The following is a 21,055-nucleotide window of genomic DNA, read 5'->3' as shown; positions in this document are numbered from 1 at the left end:
ATGGCTGCCAAAAAAAACAATCAAACCAATACCGTAAAGGATATTAATTACTACAAAAAGAAGTTTTGGAGAATTTTCGCCTATTCACTTTTAGGGGTTCTGGCTTTCTTTTTATTTGCCTCATGGGGATTTTTCGGTTCTATGCCTTCTTTTGAAGATTTAGAAAACCCAGATTCAAATTTGGCAACCGAGATTATTTCTTCAGATGGAGTTGTACTCGGTAAGTATTTCAAAACTAACAGATCACAGCTAAAATACTCAGATTTACCAAAAAGTCTGGTTGAAGCTTTGGTTGCAACAGAAGATGCGCGTTTCTATGAACACTCTGGAATTGACGGGCGTGGTACTTTAAGAGCTGTTTTCAGTTTAGGAACAAATGGAGGAGCAAGTACATTAACGCAGCAGTTAGCAAAACAATTATTTCACGGAGAAGGATCTAAATTTCTTCCTTTCAGGATTGTACAGAAAATAAAAGAATGGATTATTGCCATACGTTTGGAAAGACAATACACTAAGAACGAGATTTTGGCCATGTATTGTAACGTTTACGATTTCGGAAACTATTCAGTAGGAGTAAGTTCTGCGGCACAAACGTATTTCTCAAAAGATCCAAAAGATTTAACAATGGACGAATCGGCTATTTTGGTTGGTATGTTCAAAAACTCAGGCCTTTATAACCCGGTTAGAAATCCAGAAGGTGTAAAAAACCGTCGTAATGTTGTGCTTGCGCAGATGGCAAAAGCAAAAATGATTTCAAATGCTGAAAAAGAAAGATTGCAGGCATTACCAATCGCATTAAAATTCAAGTTAGAAAGCCACCGTGAAGGAACAGCTACCTATTTCAGAGAATATCTTCGTGATTACATGAAAAAATGGGTGACTGAAAACAAAAAACCAGACGGAACAGAATACGATATTTACAAAGATGGTTTAAGAATTTATACTACTATCGATTCAAGAATGCAGCAATATGCAGAAGAGGCAGTTTCTGAGCACATGAAAAACCTTCAGCAGCAATTTTTTATTGAAATGAAAACCAATAAAAATGCCCCATTCGTAAATATCACACAGCAAGAAACAGACAGAATCATGATGCAGGCCATGAAAAATTCTGTTCGCTGGGCTCAAATGAAAGATGCGGATAAAAGCGAAGATGATATTATTGCTTCTTTCAAAGTAAAAACAAAAATGCGAGTATTTACCTGGAAAGGAGAACGCGATACAACAATGACACCACTTGATTCTATTCGTTATTACAAACACTTTTTACAGTCTGGTTTAATGGCGATGGAGCCACAAACAGGAAATATTAAAGCGTGGGTTGGTGGAATCAATTACAAATATTTCCAATACGACCACGTAGGTCAGGGAGCAAGACAAGTAGGTTCTACATTTAAACCTTTCGTTTATGCTACAGCTATTGAGGAATTAAATATGTCACCTTGTGATTCTATTCTTGACGGACCTTTCATGATTCATAAAGGACGCCACCACGTAACAGAAGACTGGGAACCAAGAAACTCTGACAACAGATACCGCGGAATGGTTACTTTAAAACAAGGTTTGGCCAACTCTATCAACACCGTTTCGGCAAAATTAATTGACAGAACAGGGCCGGAAGCCGTTGTTGACTTGACAAGAAAATTGGGAGTAAAAACTGAAATTCCGGTACAGCCTTCAATCGCATTAGGAGCAGTTGATATTACGGTTGAAGATATGGTTGCGGCGTACAGCACATTTGCCAATCAGGGAGTTTATGTAAAACCACAGTTTTTAAGCAGAATCGAAAACAAAAGCGGTGAAGTTATTTACGAACCAATTCCGGAATCTCATGATGTTTTAAATAAAGATATCGCCTTTGCCGTAATCAAATTATTAGAAGGTGTAACCGAAACTGGTTCTGGAGCACGTTTACGTACGCAGGGCGGAGGAAGTGGAGATAATCGCTGGACAGGATATCCATACATGTTCAAAAACCCAATTGCAGGTAAAACAGGAACAACACAAAACCAGTCAGATGGTTGGTTTATGGGAATGGTTCCAAACTTAGTAACCGGAGTTTGGGTGGGTTGCGAAGACCGTTCGGCACGTTTCAAAAGTTTAACTTACGGACAAGGTGCAACGGCAGCTTTACCGGTTTGGGCTTATTTTATGAAACTTTGCTACAAAGACGAAAGCCTCCAAATTTCTAAATCAGAATTTGAGCGTCCGGCAAACCTTTCTATAAAAGTAGATTGTTACCAAAGACCGGCAGTTGTAAAAGACACAACGCAGACAGAACAAAATACAGACGAATTCGAGTTATAATTTAAATTCGTTTTTTAAAATAATAAATCCTCTTATGATCTTCTAAATATGGAAGAATATAAGAGGATTTTTTTGGATATCAGTTTTATTCTTAAGCTCTATAAAAAATATTTTCAATACTCCGTTAGGAGTTAAATATCGGCAGCGTATAATGATAAAACTTCGAAAATGTCCCGTAGGGACTACACGTTTACAAACTTTTGATGAACTTTGTGTATAGTCCCTACGGGACAAAAATACTATAACAAATAAATTTTCTACCAATATTTAATCTCTACGAAATATTTCCTATGATATAATTGATTGTAATTAATAATTTATTTCAAATTTTATTTTTTACGAAATCGATATAATTTAATCTAAAAATCTTATTTTTATCAAAAAATATACGGTAATAAAGACAGTTTGTTATGATAACAAAAAAAGTAAATAATGTTCAGGACGCAATTAAAGGAATCGAAACCGGAATGACGATTATGTTTGGCGGATTTGGTTTATGCGGAATTCCGGAAAATACAATTGCGGCTTTAGTAAATACTTCAATTTCAGATTTAACTTGTATCTCAAATAATGCAGGTGTCGATGATTTTGGTTTAGGATTGCTTTTGCAGAAAAAGCAAATCAAAAAAATGATTTCATCTTATGTAGGTGAAAATGCCGAGTTCGAGCGTCAGATGCTTTCGGGAGAACTTGAAGTAGAATTAACGCCGCAGGGAACTTTGGCAGAAAAATGCCGCGCCGCTCAGGCCGGAATTCCTGCTTTCTTTACACCAGCTGGTTACGGAACTGAAGTGGCAGAAGGAAAAGAAGTCCGTGAGTTCAATGGCAAAATGCACATTATGGAAGAAGCCTTCAAAGCTGACTTTTCAATCGTAAAAGCCTGGAAAGGCGATGAAGCCGGAAATCTAATTTTTAAAGGAACTGCCAGAAACTTTAATGCTTGTATGGCGGGTGCCGGAAAAATTACAATTGCTGAGGTTGAAGAACTGGTTCCGGTTGGAACTCTTGACCCAAATCAAATTCATATTCCGGGAATTATGGTACAGCGTATTTTTCAGGGAGAAAAATTTGAAAAGAGAATCGAACAGCGTACGGTAAGACAAAAAGCGTAATTAGATAATTAGAAAATGTGATAATTAGATAATTATTGGATTGCACAAAGTATGGCATTATCTAATTATCTAATTTCCAAATTGACACATTAGAAATATGGCACTTAATAAAGAAGATATAGCGAAAAGAATCGCCAAAGAAGTAAAAGACAGATATTTTGTAAACCTAGGAATTGGAATTCCAACTTTGGTTGCAAATTATGTGAGAGAAGATATTGCGGTTGAATTTCAAAGTGAAAATGGCGTTCTCGGAATGGGGCCTTTTCCTTTTGAAGGAGAAGAAGATGCCGATATTATCAACGCGGGAAAACAAACCATTACAACATTACCGGGAGCCAGTTTTTTTGATTCGGCTTTTAGTTTTGGAATGATCCGAAGCCAAAAAGTAGATTTAACTATTTTGGGCGCAATGGAAGTTTCTGAAAATGGAGACATTGCCAACTGGAAAATTCCGGGAAAAATGGTAAAAGGAATGGGAGGCGCAATGGATTTAGTGGCTTCCGCCGAAAACATTATCGTAGCCATGATGCACGTTAATAAAGCGGGAGAATCAAAAATTCTTAAAAAATGTACTTTACCCTTAACAGGTGTAGGATGCGTTAAAAAGATCGTAACTGAACTTGCTGTTCTGGAAGTAACTGAAAAGGGTTTTAAGCTCTTAGAACGAGCGCCAGGTGTGTCGGTTGAGCATATTATAGCTTCAACTGAAGCCGATTTGATTATTGAAGGTGAAATTCCCGAAATGGATATCTGATTTTAATCTTACAATTAATTTATATAAAAGAGAATTTTCATTATTGAGGATTCTCTTTTTTTATTTTTAAGATGAAATAACAAGTAATCTTTTTATTTAGATTTGCTGTGAATTAAAAAGCGCACATTTGGAAAAGTTTGAAATAGATATTAAATGGGGAAGTTATTTGTTTATAGTAAATGTTGTTTCTTCAATTTGTATAATATTAGTAATATGTTTAATAGATATTAATAGTTTGGAATATCTTTATAATATTCTTATACCTCTTTTTGTACTTCAACTCATTTATTTTACTGTTAAAGCTATTATCGAAAATAATAAATATGATTTAAGTAAAGGTTTTCGAAAGATTTTTGTATTTGTTAGACTTTTGGTTTTCTATTATTTATTGGCAATGTTTCCAAGCGCAACAACAAATGATACGAATAGTTCAATTTTCTTCTTATTCCTTCCTTATAGAAAAAAAGATATTTCAGAATTAATTCAAGATGATTCAAATGAAGAAGATGAAATTACATTGAAAGAGTTTATTTTTAAATTAAAAAGAAAGTTTTCCAGACCTTAATTTATTTGCACATATTAAAATATAAACCGCCTTTTTGAGCGGTTTTTTTTATTGATTTATCTTTCAGAAAGCTTTTTTATCTGTATTTAAGTACTTTAAAATTAATTGATATATTAATTTTCTCACATATTAGCTGCAAAATTCTTAAAGTATGTTATATAATTGTGAAATTTAAGTAAAAAATGTTGCATTTTATCGATTAACGGCAAATTTCATCGATTATCTAACAAAATTAAAATACTTTTATCTCGAATTTAAGTATTTACTTACTTTTAATTTATTTGATTTTTAATCATTTAACTTAACTTAAAACCCCCTTATTATGAAGAAAAAATTACCAAAAATTGCCGCAACAGCCGTTGTGCTAACTTTTTCGTTTTCTGCCTTCGCTCAGGTTCAAACTGACAAACGGATCAATCAGAAAAGCATTTCAGAAAACGGCCAGCCAAACTTAATTACATTTAACGAACTTTCGACTTATAAAAGTTCAGAATCACAAAAGGTTTTTAAAGAACAGCTGGGTTTAAAAGATTCTCAAACTTTCACAAAAATTAGAACCGAGTCGGATAAACTGGGTTATACGCATGAAAAATTTCAATTGTATGAACAGGGTATCAAAGTAGAATTTGCAAATTATACTTTACACTCAAAAGATGGAAAATTAGTTTCAATGAACGGTGAATATTACAACATCGAAAATGTGAAACTTACTCCGGCACTATCTTCACAAGATGCATTTAATAAAGCATTAAGTTATACACATGCAACAGAATATCTTTGGGAGAAACCACAAGATGCTATCGAATTGGGTTACGAAAAACCTAAAGGAGAATTGGTTTTACTTCCGGATATGGAACAACAAGGTTTGAAAAGAGGTAATGATAAACTTCGCCTGGCATATAAATTTGATATTTATGCCACAAAACCGCTAAGCCGCGGAGATCTTTATATTGATGCCGAAACCGGAAAAGCTTTGTTTTATAATGCAACAATAAAGCACCTGAATGACAATGTTCATGGAAGCAAGATTTCAAGTTCAGCTAATAACAATGCCGCTGCATCAAAAATGGCGTTCGTTGCAGCAAATGCTGAAACTCGTTACAGCGGAACGCAGACAATTCAAACTACTTTAAGCGGATCATCTTATATTTTATCAGATACATCTCGTGGTTTGGGAATTCAAACGTATAATTCTGCGAGAACAGCAACGTATCCAACAACAAACTTTACAGATGCTGATAATAACTGGACAGCAGCAGAGTACAATAATACTAATAAAGACAATGGCGCTTTGGATGCACATTGGGGCGCTGAAAAGACGTATGATTATTGGTCATCTGTTCACGGAAGAAACAGTTTTGATAATGCCGGTGCAAAAATTAAAAGTTATGTACACTATAACCTGATTGCAGCTGGTTACTCAAGCAACAATAATGCATTTTGGAACGGAAGTGTTATGACTTATGGAGACGGAAGCGGTACAGGCGGATTTGATATTTTAACTTCTCTTGATGTTGCCGGACACGAAATTGGTCACGCAGTTTGTACGTATACAGCGAACTTAGCGTATCAAAAAGAATCGGGAGCGATGAATGAAGCTTTCTCAGATATTTGGGCAGCTTGTATTGAATACCATTCTGCACCAACAAAATCAATTTGGCTTGTAGGTGAAGATATCGAAAGAAGAAGCGGACACGTAGCTTTACGTTCTATGAGTGATCCAAATGCAGAAGGACAGCCGGATACTTACGGCGGAACTTATTGGGTAAATGTAAACTGTACGCCAAGTAATAGTAATGACCAATGTGGTGTACACACAAATTCTGGTGTTTTAAACCATTGGTTTTATATTTTATCAGTAGGTAAATCAGGAACTAATGATCTTGGAAATGCCTATAATGTAACAGGAATTACTCTTGATAAAGCTGAAAAAATTGCTTTCCGTTTAGAAGATGCTTATTTAGGAGCAAACTCAACTTATGCTAACGCAAGAACTTACGGAATACAATCGGCTATTGATTTATACGGAGCAGGTTCTGCTGAGGTTATTGCCACTACAAATGCATTTTACGCTGTAGGAGTTGGAGCTGCATATTCTGGAGGAACAGATACAACTGCACCATCTGCGCCAACTAGTTTAGCTGCTTCTGGTACAACAGGAACAACTACAAATTTAACATGGACAGCTTCTACAGATAACGTAGCGGTTACTGGATATGATATTTACCAGGGAACAACTCTTAAAGGTTCTTCAACTACAACTTCATACACAGTTACAGGATTAACTCCTTCAACAGCGTATACTTTTAGCGTAAAAGCTAAAGATGCTGCAGGAAATGTTTCTGCAGCTAGTAATACAGTAAATGTAACAACTACAACAACTTCTGTAACATATTGTAATTCACAAGGAACTAGTGCTAGTGATGAAAGAATTGGTAAAGTAGTTTTTGGTACAATCAACAATACATCTACAGGAACAACAGGATATGAAAACTATACTTCAGTTTCTACAAATGCTGCGAGAAGTTCTGCTTATACAATTACGATAACTCCAACCTGGACATCGACTATTTATAACGAAGGTTATGCAGTATTTATTGATTATAACCAAGATGGAGATTTCTCAGATTCTGGAGAAACAGTTTGGACAAAATCAGCATCAAAAACAACTCCGGTAACAGGAACAATTACAATACCGGCAACTGCAGCTTTAGGAACTACCAGAATGAGAGTTTCTATGAAGTACAATGCAATTCCAACATCTTGTGAAGGTTTCTCTTATGGACAAGTTGAAGATTATTCAATTAATATTACCGCTGCCGGAACTATAGAAGCTGTAGAAATTGCAGCTGGTTTAGTAGAAACTTCGGCACCAGTTGGTTTTGCATTATATCCAAATCCGGTTGAAAGCGAATTGAATGTTTCTCTTTCTGAAGAAAATTATTCATATAAAATCATAAACGCATTAGGGCAGCAGCTGGGCTCAGGACAAGTTGCAGGTTCTATTGATGTAAGTAAATTAAGCACAGGAATTTATCTTATTGAATTAAATAACGGTGATAAAAAAATTGTGAAGAAATTTGCTAAAAAATAAGAGAATTGAATTAGTTAGTTAAAATAGAAAAGTCTCGCAATTTGCGGGGCTTTTTTTTGTTTTTAACCGCAAAAAGGTTTTAACGTAAAGAGAGCTAAGGTTTTTCGCGAAGTTCGCCAAATTTTTTTTAATCTCGCAAAGTCGCGGAGTCGCAAAGTCGCCAAGTTTTTATTAATTGCCTCCTGCTTTAGCTGGAGGAAGTATAATTTATACACAAAAGGGCTTTAGCCAAACATAATCGTTTGGCTAAAGCCCTTTTCCTTTTGATTACTTTTTCATCCAGCTAAAGCTGGACGCTATTGAATCTAAACAATGAACTTTGCGGCTCCGCGACTTTGCGAGATTAAATCTCTCACAAAGAAAAATAACTCTGCTAACTTTGCGAGAAACCTTAGTGCCCTTTGCGGTTAAAATGCCTACAAAGAAAAACTCATTCTTCCAAAGTAATAAGCTCCCGTAGTTCCCATTTGAACCGGTGCATATTTGAATACTCCGTAATAACTGTTTTCATAGATTTGTTTATCCGGGAAAACATCAAATAAATTGTTAGCACCCAAAGCAAACTGAACTCTAGGCGTAATTTTATAAGCAACGGTCAAATCAGTAACCACTTTGCCATTATGTTTCTGGATTCCGCCAAAAGGGAAACCATCTCGAATAACTTCACCAAAATAAGTATTTCTCAGCAAGAAATTCCATTTATCAATACTGTAATTAACAGCAAAAGTTCCTTTGTGTTTAGGAGTATTCGATTCGATTAGACTTCTTTCCTGCGGTCCGTAATAAACATCTTCCTGACCAACAAAAATGGCCGGAATATTGTTTAACTGATTATCAACCTGATTGTTGTTGTAATTGTATAATAAAGAAAGATTCAATTTACCACGTCCGGCATTCAAATCATAATCGATAACAACGTCAAGACCATCTGTAGTAGTATTAATTGCATTAGTAAAGAAACGTCCCGTTTGCGCCCCATATTGAGCAAATAAATTACGAAGTTCAGGAACAGGATCTCCATAAGCATCGTTTCCTAAATTTCCGGTCAAAATGATTCGGTTATCAATTCGAATATGATAATAATCTGCAGTTATATGCAAATTTTTTGTTGGAGAAAAAACAACTCCAAAACTGTAATTTCTAGACGTTTCTTCTTTTAATTTCGGAATTCCGAGTTGTTTTGCTACGTCGCTGTCATTTCTAAAAATACCCGAATTCAGAAGTTCACCATCAACAACATCTGTTGCGATATTATTGAAATATTGCTGATGTAATGAAGGCGCTCTAAAACCAGAACTAATCGCGCCGCGCACAAAAAGATTATTCAGGATTTTATATCTCAAAGATAGTTTACCGTTTATAGTATTTCCAAAATCGGTATAATCTTCATAACGACCCGCAATTCCAACTAAAAACTTATCAGTAATATCCGCTTCAACATCAGCATAAATACCAACACTGTTTCTATCTTCGTTAACTTGATTTAGAGGAGAAAATCCTGGAAAAGACTGCGCGCCGCCATCAATATAAGAAGCTTCTTCGCCTGGAACAATTTTATATTTCTCATAACGATATTCGGCACCAAAAGCAACATTCAATCCGCTGAAAATATCTTTATACAATCTTGAAATGTCAGCATTTACCGTATTTTGAAGAAAAGAATGATTTCCGGCTTTAAATTCTGTCGGACTGGCATCTCCCAGAGAAAAGTTGTTCGTGTTTGAAACATCATAAACAAATTTGTTTTCTCCAATTGTATTACTTAAATCTAGTTTCCATTCGCCAAATTTGAATTTGAATCCAAAAGAAGAAGACAGATCCGTAACAACCGAGTTTAATTCAGGCTGAAAACCAAATGGAAAAATAGAAGCCACAACACTTTCAGTTTCACTTGGTAAACGTCTAAAACCGTAACCTGTTCCTTTTCTATGGCTCACACCTCCAGAAGCATAAAATTCGATTTGATCGTTTAACGGAATTGAAGCATTAAAGAAGCCCTGAATATTCTGGATTTTAGCATCTCCAATCTGAAAATTAAAATCATCACGTTTCAATCCGTTTTGAGCTAAAAGATTATCATCAATTTGACGTGATTGTGCAGGATCATCGGCAAAATCATAAGCAAAGAAATTACCTTCTGCCGATTGATCAAAAATAATAAGGTTATGATTTTGAGAACGATTTGTTTTCTGACGGTCATTAAATTCTGCCGAAAGATTTATAAAACCGCCTTTATTGCCAATTTTTGTTCCGTAATTTAAATTCAAATTTGTGGTTTGACCGTCATTTCTGGAAGTCGAACCATAAGTGGCATTGGCTTCTAAACCTGCGTTATCTTTTAAAACTAAATTTATAACACCAGCTATCGCATCAGAACCGTATTGTGCTGCCGCGCCATCACGTAAAACTTCAATTCGTTTAATTGCCGAAGCCGGAATTGCGCTTAAATCAGTTCCAACAGAACCATTTCCAACCGTGTTTTGATAATTTACCAAAGAAGTTGTGTGTCTTCTTTTTCCGTTAATCAAAACCAAAACCTGATCCGGACCCAAACCTCGTAAAGACGCCGGATCAATATGTTCCGTCCCGTCTGCCGAAGATTGTCGGTTTGAATTGAAAGACGGAATCAAATACGTTAAAATGTCATTTGTTGTCGTTTGCGGTGTTGTGTTTCTAATTTTAGCCAGATTTACAACATCAACAGGAACGGCGGTTTCGAGTTTAGATTTCTTTGGGTTTCTGTTTCCGACCACTACAATTTCATCTAAATTATTATTTTCTAAAATCAATTGAACATCCACAAAATGATCTTTTGCTACAATTTCTTTGGTTTGATAGCCAAATAGCGATATAATAAGTGTTGGGTTATTTATTGAAGCTTGGATTTTAAATTTTCCCAACGCATCGCTTGTTGCGGTTGTTTTTGAACCTTTTACAAGAATAGTAGCAAACTCTAACGGAATTCCGGTTTCAGTTGTGATTGTTCCGCTGATTTCGTGATTTTGGGCAAAAAACAAACTGCTCGACAATGTGAGAACGAGTGTTATAATAAGTTTTAATTTTTTTCTCATAATAAAAATGGTTTTGTACTAAAAGTATTGGAGAGATTATTTTCCTACTATTTATATAGGATAAAGAATAAAATGCAAATGTAATTGTAAAAAACTAAAATCGATTTATAAAATCTTGTTTTTTGTAAATTCATTATATGATTTTTTGATTTTAATGAAATATCTTTGCATAAATTCAAAAATAGAAAAAATGAAATTAAGAGTATTACTTTTTTTGCTTGCTATTACATTTAATGGTTTTTCGCAAAATAATGTATTGGTTTTTCAATCTGATTTTGGTTTGAAAGATGGAGCGGTTTCTGCTATGAAAGGAGTTGCAATGGGTGTTTCTACCGATTTGAAAATATTTGATTTAACGCACGAAATTCCGGCTTTTAATATTTGGGAAGCAGCTTATCGTTTATCACAAACAGCTCAATATTATCCAACGGGAACTGTTTTTGTTTCAGTTTGTGATCCGGGAGTAGGAACAGCAAGACATTCTGTAGTTTTATTGACAAAATCGGGTCATTATTTTGTAACGCCAGATAACGGAACTTTAACTTTAATCGCTGAACAATTAGGAATTCAGGAAGTTCGTGAAATCGATGAGGTTAAAAACCGACGTCAAAACTCAAATGAGTCATATACTTTTCACGGACGTGATGTGTATGCTTTTACAGGCGCGCGTTTAGCATCAAAAATAATTACTTTTGAAGAAGTTGGGCCAAAATTGGCGAATGAAGTAGTTAAAATAGATTATCAAAAAGCAGTTTTTGAAAACGGAGTTATCAAAGGCGGAATTCCAATTCTGGATATTCAATACGGAAATGTGTGGACAAATATTGATAAAAAGACATTTGCAAATCTTGGTTTAAAAGCGGGAGACTTTGTTAAAATTCAGATTTTCAACGGAACTAAAAAAGTATATGACGGAAAATTAAAACTGGTAAATACTTTTGGAGAAGTTCCTGTAGGAACAGATGTTACGTATTTCAACAGTCTTTTGAATTTTTCATTAGCCGTAAATCAGGGAAGTTTTTCAGCCAAGCATAAAATTTACAGCGGCGCTGACTGGACAATTCAGTTAAGCAAATAATGTTGTTTTACATAAAAAGAAAAACCGCTCAATTGAGCGGTTTTTTTATAAAATTTTGCGAGATAAATTCTCTTATAAATTAAAAGAAGCTCCTAAACTAAAAGTAGCCTGATTATTTAAGTGATCGAACATATCGTTGTTGTCGCTGTATTTTGCAATAGGGAAACCAATTTCTGTAAAAACACCAAATCCGTCAGTAAAAAAGTAACGTCCTCCAATGTGTCCTCCAAAGTTATGTAAACCTAAGCTTAAACCTGGATAAACATCTAATTGCTCAACACCAATAACACTGCTTAAATTCGCATTGATTCTTGCTTTTGCATCAAAACGATCTTTAAATTCCGGTTTGTAATCGTTGTAATAAGTTGGTCCTCCGTGGTAGTAACCATTGAAATTATCTACTCCAAGTAAGTAAGTAGAAACAAATCCGAAAGAGAAATTTTCTCCTAAACCAAAGTCGATAGAACCTTGAATTCCTGATCCTCCATCTTGTAGATTAGCACCTACGTTTACTTTCATATCGCCTTTTCCGCTAAAAGCTTTTTGCGCATGAATAAATCCAAACGATACTAAAAACAATAATGTGATAACTTTTTTCATAAACTTAAATATTAATTATTTTGCTGTGCAAATATTAAATTTTTATATATCAATTCCTACCTTTTTCGTTAGAATACAATTCATTTAACGGTTCGCTCTGCCAGAATTCTTTTGTATCGATGTTCATAATCGTCAGAGGGCCTTTAAAAGCAGCTCCGGTATCGACATTCCAAACGCAGGCTTTGTTTATTGGCACCGTTTCTCCAATTCTGGTAACAGGCGTATGGCCAATATAAATCTCTTTATAAACTGTAAAACGTTTCGGGTAATATAAATCGTCAGGTTTTAAATTTGGGTCTAAAGCCAATGCTGATTCCCAAAGGGTTCTGTCCCAATAGAATAATTTAGGAAAGTATTCCCAGACAACACCGTTTAGATTCGTAAATCCGGCATGAACAAAAAGACGGTTTTCATCATCTAAATAATAATCCTTCAGCGATTCAAAAAAAGCAATATGATCTTTTTTTCTTTCTGGTGAAATTTTAGAATATCCTTCAACAGTAGCTCTTCCGCCATGTTTGTACCACATTTCTTCATCAAAATCTTCATGCCTGTTTTCAAGCCAGTCCAACGCCAGCTGATCATGATTTCCTCTGATGAAAATACAGTTTTGCGTTTTTTTAAATTCTATAAGAAAGTCAATAACTTCAGCCGATTGGCTCCAGCCGTCAACATAATCGCCTAAAAATATAAGAGTATCTTGTGTAGTAACTTCGGCTCTATTCAACACTTGCTCAAGTGCGCGTAATCCTCCGTGTATGTCGCCTATAACAAATGTTCGCATTTTAAAATATTTCGGGTAGTAACTACAAAAATAATTAAAATGATTTGTTTGGTATCATTTCCTTGTTAATCTTTCAAAATTGATACGATTTAGAACTATTAACTGCTTTCTTTTTAGTGCTTTCCTGTTTAAATTTGCAGAATGTCAGATGCGCCAACATATCGAAAAATAATTCATATAGACATGGATGCTTTTTATGCTTCGGTAGAGCAGATGGATAATCCTGCTCTGCGCGGAAAACCTGTTGCGGTTGGCGGATCAGAAAATAGAGGAGTAGTTTCGGCAGCAAGTTACGAGGCCAGAAAATTTGGTGTTAGAAGTGCTATCAGCGGGGTTTTGGCAAAAAAATATTGTCCGGAAATTATTTTTGTCCGGCCGAGATTTGATCGGTACAAAGAGATTTCTTCTAAGATTCATAAAATTTTTCATGATTATACCGATTTGGTTGAGCCGCTTTCGCTGGATGAAGCTTATCTGGATGTTACCCAAAACAAAAAAGGAAACCCAAGTGCAAGTTTATTGGCGCAGGAAATAAGATCCAGAATTTTAAATGAAGTTGGTTTAACAGCTTCGGCAGGAATATCTGTAAATAAATTTGTGGCCAAAATAGCCAGCGATTTCAATAAACCAAACGGACAGAAAACAGTAAATCCGGATGAAATTATCCCTTTTCTGGAAGAATTGCCTATCCGAAAATTTTACGGAGTTGGTAAAGTGACGACTGAAAAAATGTATCAGCTGGGAATTTTCACGGGCTTAGATCTTAAAAGTAAATCAGAGGAATTTCTTGAAAAACATTTCGGGAAATCAGGCGGTTTTTATTACAGAGTTGTTCGTGGAATTCATAACAGTGAAGTAAAACCGTATAGAATTACAAAATCTGTTGCAGCAGAGCATACTTTTGATGTTAATTTGTCTTCGGAGATCTTTATGCTCGAACAACTCGAAAGAATTGCTGTATCATTAGAAAAACGATTAAAAAAGCATAATATTTCGGGTAAGACTGTTACGCTAAAAATTAAATACAGTGATTTTACCCAACAGACGAGAAGTAAAACATTACCCTATTTTATCTCAGATAAAAGTTTGATTATGGAAGTTATTGAAGAATTACTCTATCAGGAAAAAATGAAAGATTCTGTTCGCCTGCTCGGAATTTCACTAAACAATTTGAACAATGAAGTTAAGAAAGCCGTTGTGGTACAGCTTAAGTTCGAATTTTAATTTTAGTAAAATTTTAGTAAATGAGGTTTTCCCGTAATTTATTTTGTAACTTTAGTTCTAACTTTGAGAGGAATGATTTCTAATATTCATTTAAAATGAAAAAACATAGCTCTGAAGATATAACAAGCCGTACTCTGGTGCCAATTTTGGCCTTAGATCTTCATTATGAGTACTTAAATGAATTGAAGGCGGTTTTTGCCGACATGAAAAAGGTAAATAAGATTTCTGCAGAATTTACCTGGAACGAAAAAGACTTACAAATTGAAGAACGAATTAAAGATGAAGTTGTTCTTATTACCGATTTGGATTTAAAAATTGTTTTTGCTTCGAACCGAATTAAAAGAATGACAGGATATTATGAAGAAGAAGTTTTAGGCAAAACACCTAAAATGTTTCAGGGACCTGATACTTGTAAATTCGTTTTAAACGAAATACGAGAAGCAATAGAATTAAAAGTTCCGTTTAAAAAAACGATTAATAACTACAAAAAAGACGGCAGAATATACAAATGCAACGTTGATGCAACTCCGGTTTATAACTCAAAAGGAGAAATTTCACACTTTATAGCATTTGAAAAAGAAGAAAAAAGCGCTTAGAGTTTTTAACCGCAAAGAACGCTAAGGTTTACGCAAAGAACACAAAGTTTATATAAAGAAAAACCGCCTATTTAGGCGGTTTTTATATTTTAAAAAAACTTAGTAACTCAGCATCTTAGTACCTTAGCCGCTAAATTTATAGATTTTCAAAAAAGTCATTTCCTTTATCATCTGTAATGATGAAAGCAGGGAAATCTTTTACTGTAATTTTACGAACAGCTTCCATACCTAATTCTTCAAAATCAACCACTTCAACTTTTAAGATATTGTCTTGTGCTAAAATTGCTGCAGGACCTCCAATAGAACCCAAATAGAATCCACCGTATTTGTTGCAGGCATCTGTAACTTGTTTAGTTCGGTTTCCTTTTGCAAGCATGATCATACTTCCGCCATGTTTTTGGAATTCATCCACATACACGTCCATACGTCCCGCAGTTGTTGGTCCAAAACTTCCAGAAGCCATTCCTTCCGGAGTTTTTGCTGGTCCGGCATAATATACCGGGTGGTTTTTAAAGTAATCCGGCATTGGTTTTCCGGCATCTAATAACTCTTTGATTTTTGCGTGGGCAATATCGCGGGCAACAATTACAGTTCCGTTTAGTTTTAAACGTGTTTTGATAGGATATTGAGAAAGTTTAGCCAAAATGTCTGCCATTGGCTGATCTAAATCAATTTCAACCGGAGCTTCCAGATGCGGAGCTGATTTTGGTAAAAATTGTTTTGGATTTACTTCCAATTGCTCAACGAAGATTCCGTCTTTGGTAATTTTTCCTTTGATATTTCTATCCGCAGAACATGAAACTCCCAATCCAACAGGGCAAGATGCTGCGTGACGCGGTAAACGAATTACACGAACGTCATGCGTGAAATATTTCCCTCCAAATTGAGCTCCAATTTCACTTTCCTGACAGATTTTCTGAACACGTTCTTCCCATTCTAAATCACGAAATGCCTGACCAGCCATATTTCCAGAAGTTGGCAAATGATCATAATATCCTGCAGATGCTTTTTTAACGGCACTTAAGTTTGCTTCCGCAGAAGTTCCGCCAATAACCAAAGCCAAGTGATAAGGCGGACAAGCCGAAGTTCCTAAATCTTTGATTTTTGCACGGATAAAAGCATCCATTGATTTATCGTTTAATAGCGATTTGGTCTGTTGGTACAAATATGTTTTGTTTGCAGATCCTCCGCCTTTTGCCATAAATAAGAACTCGTAAGAAGCTCCTTTTTTAGCATAAATATCAATTTGCGCCGGAAGATTTGAGCCTGAATTCTTTTCTTCAAACATCGAAATCGGAACAATTTGAGAATAGCGTAAATTACGTTTTTGGTATGTGTTGAAAATACCTTTGCTCAGCCATTCTGCATCATCAACACCAGTAAAAATGCTTTCGCCTTTTTTTGCCATTACGATAGCAGTTCCGGTATCCTGACAGCTTGGTAATTGACCTTCGGCAGCAACTGAAGCATTTTGAAGTAAATTATATGCCACAAAACGATCGTTGTCTGTAGCTTCAGGATCATCAAGAATTTTTCTTAGTTTTTGCAAATGCGTTGTTCTCAGCATGAACGAAACATCTGTTAAAGCCTCTTCAGCTAATAATTCTAAACCTTTTGGATCAACGGTTAAAACTTCACGTTCTCCAAATTTTTCAACTTTTACAAAATCAGAGGTAATTTTGCGGTACTGCGTATCATCCTTTAAAATTGGGTAAGGATCCTGGTATATAAAATCAATCATTTCTTTGTTTTTTTACAAAGTTAGAAATTATTTACCTAAGAAAGAATTTGAATTAGGGGTGTATTTATATGCGCAAAGATGATTTTAAAAAAACCAGGTAGCCACAAAAATAGCGGTAATCACACAAATTAAATCCACCAAAAGCATAGTACCCAAGGCATAACGGGTATTTTTGATATTCACAGAACCAAAATAAACCGCAATAACATAAAACGTACTTTCGGCGCTGCATTGAAAAATACTACTCAATCTTGCTGTTAAAGAATCGGCACCAAAAGTATTCATTGAATCAATTAAGAATCCGCGGGAACCAGCAGAACTAAACGGACGAAGCATAGCAACAGGCAGCGCATTCGTAATTTCTTTACTAACTCCCATATTCGAGAAAACAAAAGCAATTCCATCACTGATGATTTCAAATAAACCACTGTTTCTGAATAATGAAATCGCAACCAGCATTCCTAAAACGTAAGGAAAAATTGTAACCCCGGTTTTCACTCCGTTATTGGCACCCACAACAAAAGTTTCAAAAACGGTTGTATTGGCTTCGCTGAATTTCTTTTCATTTTTAAAAGAAAAAATCAAAGTAAAAGCAATAATGGCGATTAAAATTAATCCGGAAAGGTTAGAAGTAAAATAGTTTTTTCCAATTATATCCAAATGGTTAACATACATCAGCAAACCAACAATGGCGGCGATTAATCCCATTAAGACGATAAGAAGAGAAGCACTTTTGAAATTGATTTTTTGTTTGATTCCAACAATTAAAAATGCCGCAATTGTTCCAATAAAAGAAGTAATAATGCAAGGCAGCATAACATCGGCAGGATTACTTGCATTTGCAGCAGCGCGATATCCAATAATCGAAGTTGCAATTAAGGTTAGACCCGAAGCATGAAGACACATAAACATAATTTGTGCATCGCTGGCTTTGTCTTTATCGGGATTTATTTCCTGTAAACTTTCCATAGCTTTTAATCCAAATGGAGTTGCGGCCGAATCTAATCCGAGGAAATTAGCAGCAAAATTCAACGTCATGTATGAGATCGATGGGTGATTTTTAGGAATACTTGGAAACACTTTTACAAAAACCGGACTCAAAACTTTTGCTAGATTTCCAGAAGCTCCGGAAACAATTAAAAGTTCCATTAATCCGCAAAAGAAAGCCAGATAAGCAATAAGCGGCAGAATCAAATCAACCAAAGTACTTTTACAAGTTGGCAGTAAACCATCAGATTTTTGAAGTCCGCTGTAAATTTTTACCGTTTTGTTTTTATAAACATAAGTTGTATCGGCATTAAGCGTATCACGATTGATAATCATGGTTTGATCTGGCGCTTTTTTAATACTGTCTTTAAGAAAAGCCGGAAGTTCATGAATGTATTTTTCAGAAACTAAAATAGGATCGTCTTTCTTTCCATTTAAAACAGAATCAATAGTATAAGTATTGGCAGTAAATAAACTGACTACAATAAAAAGAATCGAAGAAATAAAAATAACTAACCAGAATCTGCTTAATACCATAATGAGAATTTTTTGTAAATGTAATAAATCAATTGTAATGACAATTACAAAAGTCAATTTCGTGATTTAAGACCAATTAATTCGTTTGAATTTATTTTTAAATTTTTGACTTTTTGAATCTCATTCGATCACAATTTTAGTTCCGAGATACTTTTCAAAGGACTTTATTCCTTCGAAAAGAATTTGTTTTTTAGAATTTTCAGTTTCATTAAAAAACTCCGTTTCAATTTTAGCATGATCTTTTTTGATGGTTCGTTTCCATATTCCGATAACTTTTCCATCTTCCAGAATTATCGGTTTGAAGATTCCATTATTGGTAAAAACCTTTGTTTGATGATCTGTTAAAAAGGAAGCTTCTCTGGTTTTATACGAAATCAAAATCTCATCAAAAGCTGGAAGAAAGTGAATGCTTTGCTTGAAGTTAACCTTTTCAATATTTTGATTTACAAAGTAATAATTTTGATTTTCAATTTCAACAAATTCTAGTTGCAACTTTATTGCATCAATAGCTTTTGCACAAATTGTAGGCGGAAAACCAGACCACCACGAAAAATCCAGCAAAGTTGCCGGGCCGTGACTTTCTAAATATCGTAAGGCTAATTTTGCCAAAGCTTCTTCTTTTGTCAATTTGGTTTTTGGTTTTTGAACGCGTTCTTCCAGCAAACCATAAGTAATTTTTTTACCTTTCATTCTTCCGTTGCAAACCAAACCATCTTGTTCGGCATGCATCATAATCGCGGCACTTAGAAAATCTTCTTTAGAAGTTCTTTTAATGCCAAGTTCCTGCATAATTTCATCTCGGGTTAAATGATTGTTTCCAGATAATAATTTTTCAATAGAATTATTAGCCTGCTCCAGTTTTTTAGAATCAAAACCAAATTTTTTGGCTCCGGATATCGTCATTCTTTTTACTTGAGGTCCTGCAAGATCTAACATCCAGTAAATATCTTCTGGAGAAACAAAGTGCCAGGTTGGCCGTAAAATATGAGTTCGAATTATTTGCGCAGAGTTTACTGCTTCTTCAATTTCTTTTTCAGATGCGTCACATCGGGAACCAATTGCCCATTTTGCCATTGCATAATCCTGCGCCTGCATTGCGCCAAAATGTTTTACAATTTCCTGAGGCGAACATTTGTCTGTTTTATACAGTTTCTGCGAAACAAGGCGATGATGTGAAATTTCCGAATGCGTCATAATATTAAACCATATAAGTTATATAAGTTCATTTAAAAACTTTGTCTCTCTGTCCCTTTGACCTTTGCACCTCAAAAATTATACATGAATTATTTCTTCATCAATCAATAAATCTTCTCTACGTAAACGAAGGAAAATCTGTGCTACGGCAATTGTATCTTTTTCGCAATACGTTATAATTCGGTCAATATCTTTTTCGACATAATAAACATGTGCGACCTGACTTCCGTCAATATCGCCTTTTGGCGATGGAACTCCGAGAATCTTGGTCAAAAGCTTTAGTGATGTAAAATGCTTGTAATCGCCAAACTTCCACAATTCCAAAGTATCAAGATGTGCAATTTCCCAAGGTTTTTTCCCGAATAAATTCAGTTTGTCGGGAATTGCAATTTGGTTTATAATCATTCTGCGAGCGATAAACGGAATATCAAATTCTTTAGCGTTATGTCCGCATAAAAGATGCTGCGGCTGATTGAAATGATTGTTCAGCAAATTATTAAAGTCTTTCAGAATCTTTTTTTCTTCTCCAAAAAATGAAGTTACTCTAAAATTGCGAACATCGCCTTTGATTGTAAAATACCCAACCGAAATACAAATTATCTTTCCGAATTCCGCCCAAATTCCGGCGCGATCGTAGAATTCTTCTGGTGTAAAATCGTCTTTTCGTTGATATTGTGTTTTTAAATCCCAAAGCGACTGCATTTCTGCATCAAGAGAATTGAAGTTTTCTTCTTCGGGAACGGTTTCTATATCAAGAAATAAAATGTTGTTAAGGTTTATTTTTTCAATCATTTTCAGACTTCTTAGATATTAGATTGTTAGACTTGTATTTTATGTTTTACAAATATGCGTAAAATTCTTACTATTTAAAAACTGTTAGAACAAACTTTGCTGTGGTGATGGACTTTCGTGTTCCAAAAGCCATTTTTTACGAGACAATCCACCAGCATAACCCGTTAAAGAACCATTTGTACCAATAACGCGGTGACAAGGAACAACAATCCAAAGCGGATTTTTCCCATTTGCAGATGCTACCGCGCGAATTGCTTTTACATCGCCCAGTTTTTTGGTTTGATCCATATAACTTACCGTTTTTCCGTATGGAATTTCCAGTAATGCTTTCCAGACTTTCTGCTGGAATTCAGTTCCTTGCGGATTTAGTTTTAAGTCGAAATCTTTTCTTTTGCCTTCAAAATATTCTTCAAGCTGCAAAACAGCATCTTTTAGAATTTCTGGAATTTTTTTTAGAAACTTCGTTTGTGCCAACATCAGATACCGAAATTATGGAAATACCATCTTCGTCTCCAACTATTTTGGTGATTCCTAAAGGCGAATTGACGAAAACTGTTTCCATAATTTTTTGCTTAATCACAAAGATAAAAAGGTTTCGCAATCCCGATAGCTATCGGGA

General features: G+C 35.0%; 15 protein-coding genes and 1 pseudogene. 8 read left to right on the top strand and 8 right to left on the bottom strand.

Annotation, left to right across the window (positions count from 1 at the left end; translation table 11 throughout):
* The 5 genes from ABDW27_RS11635 to ABDW27_RS11615 all read left to right on the top strand — a co-directional run bounded on the left by ABDW27_RS11635 (nucleotide 1) and on the right by ABDW27_RS11615 (nucleotide 7,832).
* Nucleotides 1-2,307, top strand: a complete 2,307-nt coding sequence (locus tag ABDW27_RS11635) for a transglycosylase domain-containing protein (RefSeq protein WP_343696058.1) — start codon at nucleotides 1-3, stop codon at nucleotides 2,305-2,307.
* 410 nt (nucleotides 2,308-2,717) lie between these two features.
* Nucleotides 2,718-3,419, top strand: coding sequence for a CoA transferase subunit A (locus tag ABDW27_RS11630; protein WP_343696057.1), 702 nt, complete (start codon nucleotides 2,718-2,720; stop codon nucleotides 3,417-3,419).
* 97 nt (nucleotides 3,420-3,516) lie between these two features.
* A complete protein-coding gene (locus ABDW27_RS11625) occupies nucleotides 3,517-4,173 on the top strand; it encodes a CoA transferase subunit B (protein WP_343696056.1) in 657 nt (218 codons plus the stop codon).
* A gap of 127 nt (nucleotides 4,174-4,300) precedes the next feature.
* A complete protein-coding gene (locus ABDW27_RS11620; protein ID WP_343696055.1) occupies nucleotides 4,301-4,738 on the top strand; it encodes a hypothetical protein in 438 nt (145 codons plus the stop codon).
* 322 nt (nucleotides 4,739-5,060) lie between these two features.
* The gene (locus ABDW27_RS11615) at nucleotides 5,061-7,832 is read left to right on the top strand and encodes a M4 family metallopeptidase (protein WP_343696054.1); all 2,772 of its coding nucleotides are present in this window, start codon (nucleotides 5,061-5,063) and stop codon (nucleotides 7,830-7,832) included.
* 416 nt (nucleotides 7,833-8,248) lie between these two features.
* Here ABDW27_RS11615 and ABDW27_RS11610 read toward each other — a convergent pair whose 3' ends face one another.
* A complete protein-coding gene (locus tag ABDW27_RS11610) occupies nucleotides 8,249-10,903 on the bottom strand; it encodes a TonB-dependent receptor (RefSeq protein ID WP_343696053.1) in 2,655 nt (884 codons plus the stop codon).
* A 190-nt stretch (nucleotides 10,904-11,093) separates the two neighbouring features.
* Here ABDW27_RS11610 and ABDW27_RS11605 point away from each other — a divergent pair, with 190 nt between their 5' ends.
* Nucleotides 11,094-11,981, top strand: a complete 888-nt coding sequence (locus ABDW27_RS11605) for an S-adenosyl-l-methionine hydroxide adenosyltransferase family protein (protein ID WP_343696052.1) — start codon at nucleotides 11,094-11,096, stop codon at nucleotides 11,979-11,981.
* 72 nt (nucleotides 11,982-12,053) lie between these two features.
* Here ABDW27_RS11605 and ABDW27_RS11600 read toward each other — a convergent pair whose 3' ends face one another.
* Both ABDW27_RS11600 and ABDW27_RS11595 read right to left on the bottom strand, forming a co-directional pair.
* The gene (locus tag ABDW27_RS11600) at nucleotides 12,054-12,581 is read right to left on the bottom strand and encodes a DUF6646 family protein (protein ID WP_343696051.1); all 528 of its coding nucleotides are present in this window, start codon (nucleotides 12,579-12,581) and stop codon (nucleotides 12,054-12,056) included.
* Between the two features lie 49 nt (nucleotides 12,582-12,630).
* Nucleotides 12,631-13,365: a metallophosphoesterase family protein gene (locus ABDW27_RS11595; RefSeq protein WP_343696050.1), complete on the bottom strand. Its 735-nt coding sequence runs from the start codon at nucleotides 13,363-13,365 to the stop codon at nucleotides 12,631-12,633.
* A 141-nt stretch (nucleotides 13,366-13,506) separates the two neighbouring features.
* Between ABDW27_RS11595 and dinB the strand changes: the two genes are divergently transcribed.
* Together dinB and ABDW27_RS11585 are read left to right on the top strand one after the other, a co-directional pair.
* On the top strand, nucleotides 13,507-14,589 hold the full coding sequence (gene dinB, locus ABDW27_RS11590; protein ID WP_343696049.1) for a DNA polymerase IV: 1,083 nt from the start codon (nucleotides 13,507-13,509) through the stop codon (nucleotides 14,587-14,589).
* 95 nt (nucleotides 14,590-14,684) lie between these two features.
* Nucleotides 14,685-15,185, top strand: coding sequence for a PAS domain-containing protein (locus ABDW27_RS11585; protein ID WP_343696048.1), 501 nt, complete (start codon nucleotides 14,685-14,687; stop codon nucleotides 15,183-15,185).
* A gap of 136 nt (nucleotides 15,186-15,321) precedes the next feature.
* On the opposite strand, the gene ABDW27_RS11580 is transcribed toward ABDW27_RS11585, so the two are convergent.
* From ABDW27_RS11580 to ABDW27_RS11560, 5 genes and pseudogenes are all read right to left on the bottom strand, one after another.
* Nucleotides 15,322-16,926, bottom strand: a complete 1,605-nt coding sequence (locus tag ABDW27_RS11580) for a fumarate hydratase (RefSeq protein ID WP_343696047.1) — start codon at nucleotides 16,924-16,926, stop codon at nucleotides 15,322-15,324.
* Nucleotides 16,927-17,010: 84 nt separating this feature from the next.
* Nucleotides 17,011-18,450 carry a nucleoside recognition domain-containing protein gene (locus ABDW27_RS11575; RefSeq protein ID WP_343696046.1) on the bottom strand — a complete coding sequence of 480 codons (1,440 nt, stop codon included), beginning with the start codon at nucleotides 18,448-18,450 and terminating at the stop codon, nucleotides 17,011-17,013.
* A gap of 120 nt (nucleotides 18,451-18,570) precedes the next feature.
* Entirely contained in the window at nucleotides 18,571-19,644 is a 1,074-nt protein-coding gene (locus ABDW27_RS11570) for a winged helix DNA-binding domain-containing protein (RefSeq protein ID WP_343696045.1), read from the bottom strand.
* Between the two features lie 78 nt (nucleotides 19,645-19,722).
* Nucleotides 19,723-20,436, bottom strand: coding sequence for a 3'-5' exonuclease (locus tag ABDW27_RS11565; RefSeq protein WP_343696044.1), 714 nt, complete (start codon nucleotides 20,434-20,436; stop codon nucleotides 19,723-19,725).
* A gap of 84 nt (nucleotides 20,437-20,520) precedes the next feature.
* Nucleotides 20,521-20,998: pseudogene (locus tag ABDW27_RS11560) on the bottom strand (methylated-DNA--[protein]-cysteine S-methyltransferase).
* Between the last annotated feature and the right edge of the window lie 57 nt (nucleotides 20,999-21,055).

This window comes from Flavobacterium sp. (assembly GCF_039595935.1).
GTDB lineage: Bacteria > Bacteroidota > Bacteroidia > Flavobacteriales > Flavobacteriaceae > Flavobacterium.
This window is presented reverse-complemented; position numbering and strand designations above follow the sequence as displayed.